The sequence below is a fragment of the Empedobacter sp. UBA7248 genome, from assembly GCF_002472945.1.
GTDB classification, from domain to species: domain Bacteria; phylum Bacteroidota; class Bacteroidia; order Flavobacteriales; family Weeksellaceae; genus Empedobacter; species Empedobacter falsenii_C.
This window is the reverse complement of record NZ_DKSU01000006.1, coordinates 56,388-72,631: the sequence shown is the minus strand read 5'-3', so window position 1 is coordinate 72,631 and position 16,244 is coordinate 56,388. Positions and strand designations below refer to the sequence as shown.

At 32.0% G+C, this 16,244-nt stretch carries 14 protein-coding genes; 9 read left to right on the top strand and 5 right to left on the bottom strand.

All coding sequences use genetic code 11. The annotated features are described in order from the left end of the window. Positions 1-89: 89 nt before the first annotated feature. On the bottom strand, positions 90-917 hold the full coding sequence (locus tag B4A23_RS05060) for a DUF4197 domain-containing protein (RefSeq protein ID WP_291117629.1): 828 nt from the start codon (positions 915-917) through the stop codon (positions 90-92). Positions 918-972: 55 nt separating this feature from the next. Continuing rightward, positions 973-2,559, bottom strand: a complete 1,587-nt coding sequence (locus B4A23_RS05055; protein ID WP_291117626.1) for a peptide chain release factor 3 — start codon at positions 2,557-2,559, stop codon at positions 973-975. Positions 2,560-2,675: 116 nt separating this feature from the next. Here B4A23_RS05055 and B4A23_RS05050 point away from each other — a divergent pair, with 116 nt between their 5' ends. Both B4A23_RS05050 and B4A23_RS05045 read left to right on the top strand, forming a co-directional pair. Continuing rightward, positions 2,676-5,813: a T9SS type B sorting domain-containing protein gene (locus B4A23_RS05050; RefSeq protein WP_291117623.1), complete on the top strand. Its 3,138-nt coding sequence runs from the start codon at positions 2,676-2,678 to the stop codon at positions 5,811-5,813. Between the two features lie 17 nt (positions 5,814-5,830). Beyond that, the gene (locus B4A23_RS05045; RefSeq protein WP_286475533.1) at positions 5,831-6,790 is read left to right on the top strand and encodes a PorP/SprF family type IX secretion system membrane protein; all 960 of its coding nucleotides are present in this window, start codon (positions 5,831-5,833) and stop codon (positions 6,788-6,790) included. Between the two features lie 117 nt (positions 6,791-6,907). On the opposite strand, the gene B4A23_RS05040 is transcribed toward B4A23_RS05045, so the two are convergent. The 3 genes from B4A23_RS05040 to B4A23_RS05030 form a co-directional block, all read right to left on the bottom strand. Beyond that, positions 6,908-7,849, bottom strand: a complete 942-nt coding sequence (locus B4A23_RS05040) for a PstS family phosphate ABC transporter substrate-binding protein (protein ID WP_291117619.1) — start codon at positions 7,847-7,849, stop codon at positions 6,908-6,910. Next, positions 7,833-8,027: a hypothetical protein gene (locus B4A23_RS05035; protein ID WP_038333573.1), complete on the bottom strand. Its 195-nt coding sequence runs from the start codon at positions 8,025-8,027 to the stop codon at positions 7,833-7,835. The genes B4A23_RS05040 and B4A23_RS05035 overlap by 17 nt, the downstream gene beginning before the upstream one ends. Before the next feature lie 177 nt (positions 8,028-8,204). Further along, complete coding sequence (locus B4A23_RS05030) at positions 8,205-9,149, bottom strand: energy transducer TonB (protein ID WP_286484574.1); 945 nt, start codon at positions 9,147-9,149, stop codon at positions 8,205-8,207. A 121-nt stretch (positions 9,150-9,270) separates the two neighbouring features. Between B4A23_RS05030 and B4A23_RS05025 the strand changes: the two genes are divergently transcribed. The 7 genes from B4A23_RS05025 to sufD all read left to right on the top strand — a co-directional run bounded on the left by B4A23_RS05025 (position 9,271) and on the right by sufD (position 16,157). After that, complete coding sequence (locus B4A23_RS05025; protein ID WP_291117615.1) at positions 9,271-9,942, top strand: hypothetical protein; 672 nt, start codon at positions 9,271-9,273, stop codon at positions 9,940-9,942. Positions 9,943-10,053: 111 nt separating this feature from the next. After that, positions 10,054-11,025, top strand: coding sequence for a tryptophan--tRNA ligase (gene trpS / locus B4A23_RS05020; RefSeq protein ID WP_280048961.1), 972 nt, complete (start codon positions 10,054-10,056; stop codon positions 11,023-11,025). 119 nt (positions 11,026-11,144) lie between these two features. Continuing rightward, positions 11,145-11,474, top strand: a complete 330-nt coding sequence (locus B4A23_RS05015; RefSeq protein WP_180906272.1) for a HesB/IscA family protein — start codon at positions 11,145-11,147, stop codon at positions 11,472-11,474. Between the two features lies 1 nt (position 11,475). Further along, the gene (locus tag B4A23_RS05010) at positions 11,476-12,330 is read left to right on the top strand and encodes a hypothetical protein (protein ID WP_291117611.1); all 855 of its coding nucleotides are present in this window, start codon (positions 11,476-11,478) and stop codon (positions 12,328-12,330) included. Between the two features lie 4 nt (positions 12,331-12,334). Next, positions 12,335-13,792: a Fe-S cluster assembly protein SufB gene (gene sufB, locus B4A23_RS05005; RefSeq protein ID WP_291117608.1), complete on the top strand. Its 1,458-nt coding sequence runs from the start codon at positions 12,335-12,337 to the stop codon at positions 13,790-13,792. 140 nt (positions 13,793-13,932) lie between these two features. After that, positions 13,933-14,688: a Fe-S cluster assembly ATPase SufC gene (gene sufC, locus B4A23_RS05000; protein ID WP_038333580.1), complete on the top strand. Its 756-nt coding sequence runs from the start codon at positions 13,933-13,935 to the stop codon at positions 14,686-14,688. A gap of 149 nt (positions 14,689-14,837) precedes the next feature. Beyond that, entirely contained in the window at positions 14,838-16,157 is a 1,320-nt protein-coding gene (gene sufD / locus B4A23_RS04995; RefSeq protein ID WP_291096327.1) for a Fe-S cluster assembly protein SufD, read from the top strand. Positions 16,158-16,244 lie beyond the last annotated feature (87 nt).

The following is a 16,244-nucleotide window of genomic DNA, read 5'->3' as shown; positions in this document are numbered from 1 at the left end:
TATATTTTATTACAAATTAAAAAATCCGCTCATTGAGCGGATTTTTTAATTTAAAATCATCCTGAACTTGTTCAGGATGACATAATATCTTACTTTTTACTGTCTTGTGCTCCAAAAACCTGCTGTAACAATGATGTTGTACGCAACGCTTTATTTCCACGAATTCCTTCTTCTTTTTCTGCAACCATGTTAAACACACCATTTATTGTTTGTTGTGTTACATATGCATTCAGATTTGGATCGATTTGATTTCCAGTTAACGTATTATACTTTGTAATCAAATTATTCCAAACTTTATCCGCACCAACTTTTCCCAAAGAAGCTTCCACTTTTGGTTGAAAAGCCTTTGTTAAATCAGATGTTGTTTTTAGTTTTAAATAATTTGTAGCCGAATTATTTCCTCCTACTAGAATATCTTTCGCATCTGTAATAGTCATCGATGTTACTGCATTTACGAAAATAGGAGCAGCTTCAGAAACAGCATCTTCAGCAGCAGAATTCAATAGTTTGATTCCTTTATCTGCCAAACTTCCCATACCCAAAGAACGCAAAGTTTTTTCTACATTTTGTAATTCTTCTGGCATCAAGATTTTCGCAACTGAATTATTGTAAAAACCATTCTTTTGGCCTAATGATTTTATTCCGTCCGTTAATCCTAATGACAAAGCTTCTTTTAATCCAGAGGCAACGGTTGCGTTAGATAAACCATTTAACTTTGTTAAGGATTCAGTAGAAATTGTTTTAGATTCAGTTGAACTATTTACAACTTTTACAGTTGAATTATTTTGTGTTGTCGGTTGAGTATTTACTTTTTCGACTTCTTTTTTTAATGTTCCAAAAATTGATTGTAAATCTTGTGCTTTTGCATTTGCTGCAAACGCTGAAATCAATGTTAAACTTAATATGATCTTTTTCATTTAGATTTTTTTCTAAAAAATATTTCAGTCGTTAATTCAATTATCTGACCAAAATTTAAAACTCACTTACAAAATGCAATTTCACTGATGGAAATTTATCTTGCGTCATTTGAATTGTAAAAGCAGAATCTGCTAAAAATACCAATTGATTGAATTTATCTCTTGCTAAATAACGTTGTTTAACACGTTTGAATTCTAAGAATTCTTCTGATTTTTCATCGTCAACTTCTACCCAACACGCTTTGTGAACAGAGAAAGGTTCGTATGTCGCTTTTGCACCATATTCATGCTCCAAACGATATTGAATTACTTCGTATTGTAGTGCACCAACCGTTCCGATAACTTTACGATTGTTCATTTCTAATGTAAATAACTGCGCAACACCTTCGTCCATTAATTGATCAATTCCTTTTTCTAATTGTTTTGCTTTCATTGGATCAGCATTGTTAATGTAACGGAAATGTTCTGGCGAGAAAGCTGGAATTCCTTTGAAAGAGAATTTTTCACCTTCTGTTAACGTATCACCAATTCTAAAGTTTCCTGTATCGTGTAAACCTACAATATCACCCGCAAACGATTCGTCAACCACTTCTTTTTTATCAGCAAAGAAAGCATTTGGCGCAGCGAATTTCATGTTTTTACCTTGACGAACATGGAAATAGTTGGTATTACGTTCAAATTTTCCAGAAACGATTTTGATAAACGCTAAACGGTCACGGTGTTTTGGATCCATATTTGCGTGAATTTTGAACACGAAGCCAGAAAATTTATTTTCGTAAGGTTCAACAATTCTCAAATCTGTTTCTTTAGATTGAGGCGTTGGAGCGATATCAACGAAAGCGTCTAACAATTCGCGAACACCAAAATTGTTAAGAGCAGAACCGAAAAATACAGGTTGTAAATTTCCGTCCATATATTCTTGCATATCAAATTCTGGATAAACTCCATCAATCAAATCAATTTCATTACGAAGATTTTCTGCGTAAGTTGTTCCAATTAATGTGTCTAAATCTGGACTTGATAAATCTTCAACTTTCGTTGTTTCAGAAATTTTTTGTTTATTATCTCCAGAAAAAATATTGATATTTTTCTCCCAAATATTATAAATTCCTTTGAAAGTTGCTCCAATACCAATTGGCCAAGAAAGAGGAGTAACCTGTAAGCCTAATTTTTGTTCAACTTCGTCCATCAAATCGAACGCATCTTTTCCTTCGCGGTCCATTTTGTTAATGAAAACCAACATCGGAATTTTTCGCATACGACAAACTTCTACCAATTTGATTGTTTGTTCCTCAACCCCTTTTGCAACGTCTATTACCACAATCGCAGAATCTACGGCAGTTAGCGTACGGAAAGTGTCTTCGGCGAAATCCTTGTGACCAGGCGTATCTAAGATATTAATCTTTTTTCCTTTGTACTCGAAAGCCAAAACAGAAGTTGCAACAGAAATCCCACGTTGACGCTCAATTTCCATGAAATCGGACGTTGCACCTTTTTTAATTTTGTTACTTTTTACAGCTCCAGCTTCTTGAATTGCACCTCCAAAAAGTAATAACTTCTCTGTTAAAGTTGTTTTACCAGCATCGGGATGGGCAATAATTCCAAAGGTTTTTCTTTTATTTATTTCTTGTTCTAAAGACATCTTAATCAAATTTTCAGGTTGCAAAGATAGTTTATCTCAGTAAAATTAGAAACATTATGGTTGATAGAATATTCTAAAGTAAATTGCGTTATTCTAAAATAGATGATGAAAGACGTATGAAAAAGATTTTTTACTTTTTACTGTTGATGATTAGTGTGGTTGTTTGGGGGCAAAGACCTACAATTTATCCATTAGAAGGAGGTTTTACTTTTAAGAATCAAACATTAGATATCTATACAAGTAATAATAACTTTTCTCCAATTGCTGTAGATGGATGTGCATTCAATACGACCTACGTATATAAGTATTTCTCATTTAAAGCTAATTTTGATATGGTTTTTGCATTTGATTTGATTGCAAATAAACCAGATTTTAAATTTTTAGTATGGAAATTACCAAAAGGTAACATTGCAAATGATGTCTTTGTGGGAAATAGTGCTACTATAAAAGCTAATAGAGCTGTAGAAGGAAGTGTTAATAATAAAGGAATGAAAGAAGGTGATCCTAATTTGTGTGAAAGTTATGGAGCTTCTGGAGGAAATGGTTATGCAAAAGCGTTTGAAGGGAATGAACTTTTGAGAAAAGATGAAACAGTAGTAATTGCAGTTTATGGAGGTAGTGATACAGAGCCTTTTGATATAAAAGTAAATGTAGCTGAAGAGAGAACAATTACAACTTTTAATAATTTATGTTTTGGTCAATCTTATACAGCAAGTCAAATTTATAATGCTATACAAAGTGATTCTGGTTTTAATGATATAAAATTATTTACAGATAATACATTTAGTACAGAGATCCCGATAGGGACTAGTATAAGTTCAGATACTACACTATATGCGCAAGTAAGAGATTCTTCTGGAAATCTAAAATTTATTTATACAATTCCGATTGCTTTTATTCCAGAACATCAATTTAATTTTAAAACTAATATTGAAACTGAATATGCGTGTACAATAAGCTACACTATTCCAAGTGAAGCAGATTTATTGAAGAAGCTTTTTACTGTAGTAAATACAGATTATTCAATCTCTTCAATAGTTATCGATGGAACAAATTATACACCTGGACAAACGGTAAATTTAGCAGTTGGTCTAAACACTTCGATGAAAATAAAAGTTCATTACGGAGGCGGTTGTCCAATCGATTCTAATGAAGTTTCAATTCCTTTAGTTCAGGGAAAACCAATTTTGACTGATGATATTTCTGATGCAACTTGTGATTCTTCTTATAAAATAAATTTTGATCGAATTTATTCTAAGCTAGGAAAAGATAAAAATGCTTTTGACGTAATTGTAACCTTAGGCGGTTTACCGATTTCTGATGGACAATCAACTGTAATTACGACAACTTTAACGTATAAAATTAAAATAAAATCAAGAACAGGAGGAGGTTGCGAAAGTGATGAGGTTGATTTTGTAGTTACTAAAACTTCTCCAGCAAAGATTGTGGATGATTCAATTAATGGAATTTGTTTAGCAGATTTTGATCAACCTAAATTAGATAATGCAATTAATAAAATTCAAAATGGGAATTCGTATCATTTAAGATTTTTTCAAGCAGATGGTCTTGTAGAAATTTCGCAAGCAGATTTATTTAATTACATCAAAACAAATAAAATAGGAAAAATCATTGTAAAAGCGTTAGCTGTTGATAATGGAAATACAATTTGTGATACAGATGTTGAATTGGGTTTTAAATTGGATGAATCAACTTTTGTTAAGGTTGATAATATTCAGACTTTAAATTCTACATGTGCTGAAGTAGGAGCAGGTTACATATTTCAGAAAGCTGACATAGAGAGTTATCTAAAAACAGTTTTAGGAACTTCAGTTTCTGCATTTCAAGGAATTTCTAGTGAAACGCTTGCAGATAATCAATCCAAAACAATTTCGTTTAAAGTTCAAAAAACGGGTGAAGCGTGTTGGTCAGAGGAAATGATATTGAAATTACAAGTGATTACAAAACCAGATGTTAGAGAAGCTTCTACTTCATTAATGGCTGATTGTGATGATAAAATTACAATCGATGCACAAGTTTTGAGTGATTTATTTGGTGCAAATTCTATTGTTGATTATCATTATGAAATTTTGTATAATAATTCAACACCATTAACTTTCGATACAAGTGGAAAAGCGATTGTAAAAGTTCTTTTCAAAAATAAATTAGACAATTCTTGTTTTGTCGAAAAAGATATTGTTATCAATAAAAAACAAGATTTAGTTGTTGATAAAGCTACTTTAGAAACGTATACAAAAGATTATCCTGTTATTTTTTGCGAAGGAGATGATGCAAATGCAAAAAATCAAATAGAAGATATTTTAGATTACATTAAATCAAAATATCCAACTTTAGTAGCGAAATCTACGGTTGACGAAATTTACACGATGTTCAATTCTAATAATGGATTTGTTGAGATTGTTTTTGAAGATCCAAATTATTGTGGAACAGAAAAAATAAAATTCTATTATCAAAAAAATGCTTTACCAGACTTTGCTATTCCGACTTCTGCTGAAATTTGTTCTGCTACAAAATATGAGTTAGATTTTGAACAATTAACAAAAGAGAAAGGATTAGACGTTACTCAATATGATTTTTCGGTTGTTGGAAATGATGTTATTAAAGTTTCAGCATATCAATATGAATTAGGAGTTGGTGATTATACGATTACAATTAAAAATATTAATTCAGGTTGTCCGAAAGAATTTATTTTGAAATTGACAAACTCAGAAACGCCAACTATTAACAAAATTACCATTAACGAAAAGAGCGTTATTGTTTCTGCAAAAGGAAATGGAAAGTTAGAATATGCGTTGTTTGATTCTGTAGGAAATGTAATCGTAGATTGGCAAACAAAGAATGAATTAATTATTCCAGATAATATCAAAAATAATAATTTTACAGTAAGAGTAAGATTGAATAATTGCGGAGTTTCGGAGCGTAAAAATGTTATTTACCTTGCTTTACCAAATGTTGTAACGCCAAATAATGATGGTTTTAATGATATTTGGCAACCAATGACAAAAGATGGTAAAGTTACTGATACATCAAATTCGTACAAATTGATTATTTTTGACCGTTACGGAAAACAGATATTGTCGCAAGAAGGAACAGATATTATAAAATGGGACGGAACGCTGAATGGCAAACCTGTTGCAGATGGAACGTATTGGTATTTGTTAGAGTTCTCGAAGCAATCAGACGATTTGCAAGTTTTATATTCTGGTAGTATATTAGTTAAACGAAAAATCAATTAATTGATTGAAAAATATTTATGAAAAAAATCACACTATTCATATTAACACTATTTTCACTTTCGAAAGTAGAAGCACAACAAGGGTTACCTTTTTACAATCACTATTTGGTGAGTGATAAAATGTTGATTAATCCTTCGTATGCAGGACAAGATCCGAACGTGATTTCTATAACAGGAACCCATCGCAATCAGTGGGACGATTTGCCCGAAAGTCCAAGTACACAAACGGTAAGTGCGCACGGAATTATTGTAGATCGTTTGGCAGTGGGAATGCAATTTTTTAACGATAGAAATGGAGCAGTTAAAATGACTGGTTTCGGAATTAATGCGGCTTATCACATTCCTATTGATGATAGAAGTTATGATGGAGACGAAATCAATGTTTTTTCGTTTGGAGTTGGAGCTTCTAATGTTTCGCAACGTTTTGATTATTCAAAAATTATTGCGGAAGATCCAAATGATCCTGCTTTACAAGAAGATAAATATTCTACTTATTTTGCGAATTTGGGATTGTCTTTCAAATATGCTGGTTTCTCTGCTGGAGTGTCAGTTTTGGATATTCCATTGAGCCAAAATGTGTATTATATTAACAATGTAGAACCTTTGCCAACGTGGTATTATTTCAATGTTGGATATAAATGGAACGTTTCCGAAGGAATTGCGTTAGAACCTTCTTTGGTGTATAATTTGAACTCGAATTCGGAGCGTCATTTGGATATCAATTTGATGTCGCATATTGGTTTTGGAGACAATAATCAAGGTGTAGACATTGGAGTAGGGTACAAGCAAGGAATGGATTCTAAAAATAGCAATCCGTTGTTTGTTTCTCCAATTCTAAAGTTTAAAGTTGGTTCTTTAAAAGCTGGAATTTCTTACGATATTGGCTTGTCAGATTATCAAGTTGATGGTCGCAAGAACGGAATGTTATTTAGTTTAGGGTTCGATTTGCAAAATCCTTGGGGAGCAAGATTTGATTAATGAAAAGAATTATATAAGAATTTTTCACCATAAATTGATGATTATAAAATTTATAAATTACGATTTTAATACTCGTTAAAAAGTAAAAAAACCTTCCAATTCGGAAGGTTTTCTGTTTTATTGTAAGGGTTGTTCTAAATTGTTAATCTGAACTTCACGTTTATAAATATAATAAGGTTGAAGACTTTCGCGCGTTACAATTTTTTGTCCACGTTGCGAACCAGCAAACCTTGTGAAACCAGCTCCAATTCCAAAACCAACTTCATTTTTCAAAATATAAATTTGACGATAAAAAGGATAAACACCAAATTTCAAATTCGGAATAGTTGGCAACACCAAGTTTCCTTTGTCATCTGCGATTGATAATACTTTTACCTTTTTAAGATATTCTTCAACTTTTGGATTTCCTTTGTCACTCAAAATATTCAATCCAATAATCCCAATTGCAGTTTTATCTTTTTGCACAAAATCAATTACTTTCTCAGCATCACCCATCGCTGTTACTTTTGCACCATTTTCTACAGATAATTTGAGTTTATCATTTATTGTGTTGAAATTCGCTGAGTTTGGATGATCGTAAACAAATGTTATTTTTGGATCTTTTTTGTACAAATTATCCTTAATATCATTTACCGTAATAGAATTGATTGGATTATCAATAGAAGTAATAAAAACTGTAGCATCCAAAGCAATTACAGACGAAATGTATTTGGTTGTTGTTTTATCGAATAAATGTTGTTGTTGTGCGTTTGTAAGCGGTTTACTTACCATCAACAGAGGAATTTTACCTTCGTAAAAATCTTTGATTGCTTTTTCTTCAATCTCTTCGTTAATCGTAATTTTTACATCAGGATAATCAACCATGTACATATCTGCCAACGACTGCGCCAAATTCTTAAAACTTGGATCTACCGTCATTGCTAAATCTCCATATTCGTGCAAAGCGCGCTTTACAGCAGTTTTTTGTTCTGCTTTTGTTGGTTTTTCCTTGTCTTTACAACTAAAAGTAGAAAAAATAAGAAAGGCCGAAAGTGAAAGTAAACTAATTTTCTTGATCATTTTTATAAGATTTTATACCGCGATAAACACGAAAAGCGCCATAAACAATAAATAAAATACCCAATAACATCGCTTTTGTTTCATCTAATTTGATGATGAAAAACTGATATTTCCAAGTAAAAATTCCGATCAAAAAATAACCGAAACCAATCAATCCGTAAACAATATTCTTATTCATAATTCGCGACGAAGTTACAATTTTATTGTGTTAAGATTGACTTAAAACTTAAATTTTATACGACAAATATGCATTTAAAGGAACTTTTTCTGAATAGATATTCAATTTCTTAAACAATAGAAACCATCACACTCAAAAAAATGAATGCAATGGTTTCAGAAAGAAAAGTATTATTAATTATTCGTTTGTTTGAAATCTAACAGGAATTGAGAAAATTAAATTTGCATCAGAACCATCTTCTAATTTTGCAGGTGTTATTTTTTTACCTTTTCTTAGAATTTGTTTATTGATACGCTCCAACGCAGATTTAGCTTCTTTCCCTAAATCTTGATTACTTCCGCTTAACGGTTTTACTTGCGAAATTTCTCCATTTTTGTTTACAATAAATTGCATTTTCGCAACCGCTGAACCAATATTATTTCGAGAAGCAGTTTCGGCAAAATCACTTAATTCTCCACCCAATTCTTTCGAGATTTTATCACTCATACATTTTGTCAAAGCAGCATTTCCTTTTTTGCTTTCGCTTTCACAACCAGGATAAATTGCCATCACCGCAGCATTTTTTGCTGTAATTGCAACATCAGGTTTTACAGGATCTGGTGTTTTTGGTCCTTCTGGAATGTCTGTATTTTGTTTACCTACTTTATTCCCTTCGTCACTTTCTTTGCCTCCACCAACTTGTCCATTCGATTTATCACCATCTCTATCAAAAGCGCCTAAATCTTTTCCTTTCAGTTCATCAACAGATTTTATAGTTTCTTCAACTTTTGGACTTTCTGTTGGAGTTGGAATAATATGTTTCGCCTGATCTGTTTTCAATTGAATTGTTTTTTCTTCCATCGGTGGATCTTCTTTTGGAGGAACTACTTCTTCTTTTTTTGGAGGTTCTACATCATCAACTTTTGTAAGATCAACCGTTACAAAATCATCATATATAATTGTTGACTTTTGCATTGTTCTATTATTTGCATAAATAGTTCCACCAGTAATTAATGCAACAATACCAATCCCTACAAAAAGAGATTTCATCAAATCTTGGCTTGCAACTTGTCTCAGTTGATAAGCACCATATTCTTTGTTTCGATTTTCGAAAAGAATGTCTAAAAAAGCTTTGTTACTCATATCAATATAATTTAAGGTTAATGAATCTTTTTTCTTTATAGATTCATCTTTTTGCAAAAAGGTTGGTTGAGGTTTGAAAAGTTTTCGAAAAAAGTTTAATTTTATTGAAAAGTAGATTTTTATGCAGCTACAAATTGATAAAAAATGTAATCAGAATTGGGACGAAATGAAGGATGCAGATTCGCAACAAAAGTTTTGTGATGTTTGTTCAAAATGTGTTCACGATTTGGATCATTATTCATTCAAAGAATTAAAAACTTTTCTGAATGATAATCCTGCCGCTTGTGTAAAAATTAAAACTAGAAATTTAGAACAGTTTAATTCATACGAAGCTTCAAAATCTATTTCTAATCAATCCAAAAGATGGTTACAACTTTCTTCTTTAGTTGGATTTTTGAGCTTTTCAACTATTACAAAAGCACAAACCGAAAATGACTCAATTATTGTACAAGGAATTATTAATGATAATAATAATTTTCCAGTTGCTGATGCTGAGGTTAATTTAAAGAATTCTAATAAAATGGTTTATACAGACGACAACGGCAAGTTTGAGTTGAAAGTTCCTAAAGGACAATCAAATTATGAAATTGAATACAAAGAATATTCTGTCGATAAAATTCAGTCATTTACTTTTAGTAATCCCGAAGTTTGTCAAAAAATAATAAGTAATAACGAAGCAAGTGAAGTTACTTTAGGTGCTGCAGTTGTAAGTTATTATAAATCTCCAACTATTTTAAGAAAAGTAGGTCGCACAATCACTTGGCCATTTCGACAAATAGGGAAGCTTTTTTAGTTGATCCATATGTTTTTCGTCATTCTTGTCAATTAATTCAAATAAACTTCTCGTTACAATTGGTGCATTTCGTTGATTAAGTTTATCTTTGCTTCTTAAATTTTTAAACAAATGCCAAGAATACTTACAGGAGTTCAAGCTACTGGAACTCCGCACTTAGGAAATATTTTAGGAGCAATTTCTCCCGCAATCGAATTAACGGAGAAAGAAGGAAATGACTCTTTCATTTTTATTGCTGATTTACACGCTTTAACGCAAATTAAAGATGCGGAAGTGTTAAAACAAAATACGTACGAAGTGGCTGCAACTTGGCTGGCATTAGGTTTAGATCCTTCGAAAGTAGTTTTTTACCGTCAATCTGATGTGACTGAAACAACAGAATTAACATGGTATTTATTGAACTTCTTTCCATTTCAACGTCTTACTTTAGCGCATTCTTTCAAGGATAAAGCAGATTATTTAGCAGATGTAAATGCTGGATTATTTACGTATCCAATTTTGATGGCTGCGGATATTTTATTGTATGATGCAGAAGTTGTACCAGTTGGGAAAGATCAATTGCAACATTTGGAAATTACACGTAGTGTTGCCGAAAAATTTAATCATCAAATGGGAGAAACTTTTGTTTTACCGCAAGCTGCAATCGACGAAAATATTATGTTGATTCCAGGAACTGATGGAAACAAAATGTCTAAATCAAGAAATAATTTCATCAATATTTTCTTACCAGAAAAACAATTGCGCAAACAAGTAATGTCGATTGAAACGGATTCAACGCCATTAGAAGATCCAAAAAATCCAGATACAGACAATGTTTTTGCTTTATACAAATTATTGGCAACGCCAGAACAAATAGAGGAAATGCGTCAAAATTATTTGAATGGAGGTTACGGATATGGTCATGCAAAACAGGCTTTATACGAATTGATTTTAGAAAAATATGCAGATGCGCGTACTAAGTTTGATGAATTGATGAATGATAAAGTGACTTTGGATGCATTTTTAGAAAATGGAGCATTGAAGGCAAGAGATGTTGCACAAAAAGTATTGAAACGTACACGAAACAAATTGGGATTGAAGTAATTTGATCAAATTGTAAGTTGGCGATAAATAATATAACTTAAGCGATTGTTAATATTTATATCGTTCATTATTTGAAGTCATTTTAAATAAGTATCTTTGCAATATAAAATTAGAATCAAATGATTAAGGTTTCAGAATCAGCAAAAAATAAAATAATTTCACTTTTACAAGAAGAAGGAACTTCTATCGAAGAATCTTTTGTTCGCGTAGGAGTTACGAGTGGAGGATGTTCAGGTTTAAACTATAATTTAGAGTTTACGAAAGAACAAAGTGCAGATGACAAATTGTTTGACGACAATGGCGTAAGAATTTTGGTTGACAAAAAATCATTTTTATACCTTGTTGGAATGACATTAGAATATTCAGGAGGATTGAATGGGAAAGGTTTCGTATTCAATAATCCAAATGCATCGCGCACGTGTGGTTGTGGAGAAAGTTTTGCAGTTTAAGATGAAAAAAATAGCTTTATTCGTTACGTTTTTGATTGGTTTCGTCGCTTTTGGACAAAATACAATTGTAGAAAAAGATTTGATGGTTTTTCAACCAACTGAATCTTCAAAAAAGTTGAATAAAGCTTATTCAGAACATCTATTTTTCGGTTTGTTTAATGTAAAACCTTTTATAAAAGCGTTGGATTTAGACGAATCAAAAATCAAAACAATCACCATTACCAATGCATCAAACAAAAAAGTTGCGTACAAAGCAAATTATGATGCGACAGGAAATCTTCTTGATTTTGAATTGACAGATGAGGTTGCAACACCAACTAAAGTAAGTTATATGTATAAAGATGGTGTAATTTCTGCCGAAACAATAGCAAGAAAAGGAAGTGAAGCAAAAACAAATCAATTCTTTTACGACCAAGAAAATATGTATGTCAAAAACGGAAATAAACTTTTTGATATCATTTGGTTAGAAGGAGATGTGATGTTGAAGAAAACCTATATGGAGCAGAAAATTGGTTTCGAAGACCGATTAATGCATGATTGTAGAATTACAAAATCATTAGGTCAAGACATTAATAAGATTTGTTATAGCAATTCAACATTTAAGGTGCCATTCAAAATAAAAGAATATACGCCAGATGTTGCGCCAAAAACAGAAAGAATTAATTTGGTAGAAGGACCTTGGTCAGAAATTAAATTAATTGCTCAAAATAAATATCAGATTTCGAAAAATGATCAACCACAATTTGAGGTGATTTTAGATCAAAATCAACGATTAAAAGAATTCAATTTTTTAGGAAATAAAGCTGATAAACAGCAACCTTTACAGTTTAATTTTACCTATACATTTTATAAATAATAAGATGAGTAACACAAAATATACAGAAGACGATCTACGTGAAGATCTTGCTAGCCAAAAGCAATATGAGTTTGGTTGGACGACTGAAATGGAATATGAAGAATTCCCAGTTGGATTGAATGAAGATATCGTGCGTGCTATTTCAGCCAAAAAAGAGGAACCTGAGTGGATGACGGAATGGCGTTTGGAAGCTTACCGTGCTTGGGTTAAGATGGAAGAACCAGAATGGGCAAACGTAACTTACGAAAAGCCAGATTTTCAGGCTATTCAATATTACGCAGCTCCAAAACCTAAGAAGGAATTAGCGAGTTTAGACGAAGTTGATCCTGAATTATTAAAAACTTTCGAGAAATTAGGAATTTCTTTAGATGAACAAAAACGTTTATCTGGAGTTGCAATTGATGTGGTTTTTGATTCGGTTTCAGTCAAAACAACTTTCCGCGAAACTTTAGCAGAAAAAGGAATTATTTTCATGTCAATTTCGGAAGCAATTAAAGAGCATCCAGAATTGGTTAGAAAATACATTGGTAAAGTAGTTCCGCCAACAGATAATTTTTATGCAGCTTTAAACTCGGCAGTTTTCTCGGACGGATCATTCTGTTATATTCCAAAAGGTGTTCGTTGTCCAATGGAATTGTCAACATATTTCCGTATCAACTCTGCAGGAACAGGACAGTTTGAACGTACTTTATTAATTGCGGACGAAGGTTCTTATGTATCGTATTTAGAAGGTTGTACAGCCCCAATGCGTGATGAAAACCAATTACACGCTGCTGTGGTTGAGTTAATCATTATGGATGATGCTGAGATCAAATATTCTACAGTACAAAACTGGTATCCAGGTGATGATAAAGGAAAAGGTGGAGTTTTCAATTTTGTAACAAAACGTGCAGTTTGTGAGAAAAATGCAAAAGTATCGTGGACGCAAGTTGAAACAGGTTCTGCTGTTACATGGAAATATCCATCTTGTATCTTAAAAGGAGATAATTCGGTAGGAGAGTTTTACTCAATTGCGGTAACAAATAATTATCAACAAGCGGATACAGGAACAAAAATGATTCACATCGGTAAGAATACGAAATCGACAATTATTTCGAAAGGTATTTCTGCTGGTAAATCACAAAACTCTTATCGTGGTTTGGTGAAAGTGATGAAAAATGCCGAAGGAGCACGTAACTTCTCGCAATGTGATTCATTGTTGATGGGTAACGAGTGTGGTGCGCATACTTTCCCTTACATCGAGATTGAAAATAAATCGGCTCAATTAGAGCACGAAGCAACAACTTCTAAAATTGGTGAAGATCAATTGTTCTATTGTAATCAACGTGGTATCGATACAGAAAAAGCGATTGCATTAATCGTAAACGGATTCAGCCGCGAAGTATTAGACAAATTACCAATGGAATTTGCTGTTGAAGCCAAAAAATTATTAGAAATCTCGTTAGAGGGTTCTGTAGGGTAGTTTTTAGAAACTAGAATTGAGAAGTTAGAAATTAACAATAATAAATAGATATATAGTTGGAAGATTCTAAAATCTGACATCTAATATCAAAATCAAGATAATTAGAAAATTATCACATTAACTAATTTACAAATTAGATTATGTTATTAAATATAAAAGACTTACACGCTCGTATTGAAGAGCGCGAAATTTTAAAAGGTTTAAACCTTCAAATTAATCCAGGTGAAGTTCACGCGATTATGGGACCTAATGGTGCTGGAAAATCAACTTTGTCTAACGTTATTACAGGTAAAGAAGAATATGAAGTAACGGATGGTGATATCGAGTTTGATAATGAATCAATCTTAGAATTAGCACCAGAAGAAAGAGCACAAAAAGGAATTTTTATGTCTTTCCAATATCCAATCGAAATTCCTGGAGTTTCTGTAACAAATTTCATCAAAACTTCTATCAACGAAACGCGTAAAGCGCAAGGTTTAGAAGAAATGGGAGCTTCAGAAATGTTGAAAGAAATTCGTGCAAAAGCAGAATTATTAGGAATCAAGAAAGATTTCTTATCTCGTTCTCTTAACGAAGGTTTCTCTGGAGGTGAGAAAAAACGTAACGAAATTTTCCAAATGTTAATGTTAAACCCAAAATTAGCGATCTTGGATGAAACTGATTCTGGTTTAGATATTGATGCTTTACGTATTGTTGCGGATGGTGTAAACGAATTCAAAAATGAAAACAATGGAGTGTTAGTAATTACACACTACCAACGTTTATTAGACTATATCGTTCCTGATTTTGTACACGTTTTAGCAGACGGAAAAATCATTAAATCTGGTGGTAAAGAATTAGCTTTAGAATTAGAAGCAAAAGGTTACGACTGGGTAAAAGAAGAAGCAGGAATCTAATTAATTTAGAAGTTAGATATTAGAAGTTAGATATTAGATATTAGAAGTTAGAAAGTGGTTATAAAATATTTTTAAATCCAGAATCTAAAATCTAAAATCTAAAGTCTGAAATCTAAAATCTGAAATCTAAAATCTAAAATCTTATAAAGATGATTGATTTAAAAGAAAATTTAGTTTCTCGTCATTTAGTGTTCAACGAAAAAAACAAAGTGAATAAAGGAATCGAAGGTTTACGTCAAGAAGCCATCGAAATCTTTAATCAAAAAGGTTTTCCGACACGTAAAGACGAAGAATGGAAATATACAAATCTTGCTCCTTTGTTGAAGGTGGATTACAAATTGTTCCCAGAAGACGAAGTTGCAGTAGAGTACAAAGACATCAAGAAATATTTGATTAATGATATCGATACATACACAATCGTATTCATTAACGGAAAATATTCTTCGTTTTTGTCAAATACAACACATGATGAAGCTGATATTTGTGTCTTATCAAGTGCAATGCATAAAACAACTCATCAAGCTGTAATTGAGAATTATTACGGAAAAATTGCGAAAAAAGGTGAAAGTTTAGTTGCTTTAAATACAGCTTTTGCAAAAGATGGAGCTTACATTTATGTTCCAAATAATGTGATTTTATCTAAGCCAATTCAGATTGTTTATTTCTCAACAGGAGCTTCTCAAGAAGCAATGTATCAACCACGTAATTTGGTTGTAGTTGGAGATAATGCGCAAGTTCAAATTATCGAAAGACATCAAACATTAGACGAAAAAGCAAATTTAACAAATGTTGTTTCGGAGGTGAATGTTGGACGTAATTCTGAAATTCATTGGTACAAATTCCAAAATGATTCTAACGATGCTTCTTTAGTTGACAATACATATATCAACCAAGAAAGAGATTCTCGTGCCAATGTATTTACGTTTGCTTTTGGAGGAAAAATTGTACGTAACAATTTAAATTTCTTCCAGAATGGAGAAAATTGTAACTCTGTAATGGACGGAATTACTGTGATTGATGGAAAACAACATATCGATCATCATACATTTGTGGAGCATAATTTCCCGAATTGTGAGTCGCACGAATTGTATAAAGGGATTTACGATGAGAAAGCGCAAGGAGTTTTCAATGGTAAAATCTATGTACACAAAGAAGCACAAAAATTGAATGCATTCCAACAAAATAATAATGTTTTATTGTCTGATGGAGCTTCAATTAATACAAAACCTCAATTAGAGATTTTTGCTGATGATGTAAAATGTTCTCACGGATGTACAGTTGGGCAATTAGAAGAAGAATCTTTATTCTACATGCAACAACGTGGTATTCCGAAGAAAGAAGCGAAAGCAATGTTATTGTATGCCTTTGCTGCAGACGCTTTGCGCCATGTACAAATTCCACAAATCTCAAATAGAGTAAACTCTATAATTGCAAAAAAATTAGGAGTTAGTTTAGATTTCGAATTATAAAATATAGTTCTGAGTTATACGTAATAAGTTTTAAGTTGAACTTATTTTGAAATATAAAGTAAGTATTTGAAACTATTTTGAATACTT

Coding starts and splice junctions, on each gene's coding strand:
- B4A23_RS05060 (WP_291117629.1), bottom strand. CDS start 917: ATGAAAAAGATCATATTAAGTTTAACATTGATTTCAGCGTTTGCAGCA.
- B4A23_RS05055 (WP_291117626.1), bottom strand. CDS start 2,559: ATGTCTTTAGAACAAGAAATAAATAAAAGAAAAACCTTTGGAATTATT.
- B4A23_RS05050 (WP_291117623.1), top strand. CDS start 2,676: ATGAAAAAGATTTTTTACTTTTTACTGTTGATGATTAGTGTGGTTGTT.
- B4A23_RS05045 (WP_286475533.1), top strand. CDS start 5,831: ATGAAAAAAATCACACTATTCATATTAACACTATTTTCACTTTCGAAA.
- B4A23_RS05040 (WP_291117619.1), bottom strand. CDS start 7,849: ATGATCAAGAAAATTAGTTTACTTTCACTTTCGGCCTTTCTTATTTTT.
- B4A23_RS05035 (WP_038333573.1), bottom strand. CDS start 8,027: ATGAATAAGAATATTGTTTACGGATTGATTGGTTTCGGTTATTTTTTG.
- B4A23_RS05030 (WP_286484574.1), bottom strand. CDS start 9,149: ATGAGTAACAAAGCTTTTTTAGACATTCTTTTCGAAAATCGAAACAAA.
- B4A23_RS05025 (WP_291117615.1), top strand. CDS start 9,271: ATGCAGCTACAAATTGATAAAAAATGTAATCAGAATTGGGACGAAATG.
- trpS (WP_280048961.1), top strand. CDS start 10,054: ATGCCAAGAATACTTACAGGAGTTCAAGCTACTGGAACTCCGCACTTA.
- B4A23_RS05015 (WP_180906272.1), top strand. CDS start 11,145: ATGATTAAGGTTTCAGAATCAGCAAAAAATAAAATAATTTCACTTTTA.
- B4A23_RS05010 (WP_291117611.1), top strand. CDS start 11,476: ATGAAAAAAATAGCTTTATTCGTTACGTTTTTGATTGGTTTCGTCGCT.
- sufB (WP_291117608.1), top strand. CDS start 12,335: ATGAGTAACACAAAATATACAGAAGACGATCTACGTGAAGATCTTGCT.
- sufC (WP_038333580.1), top strand. CDS start 13,933: ATGTTATTAAATATAAAAGACTTACACGCTCGTATTGAAGAGCGCGAA.
- sufD (WP_291096327.1), top strand. CDS start 14,838: ATGATTGATTTAAAAGAAAATTTAGTTTCTCGTCATTTAGTGTTCAAC.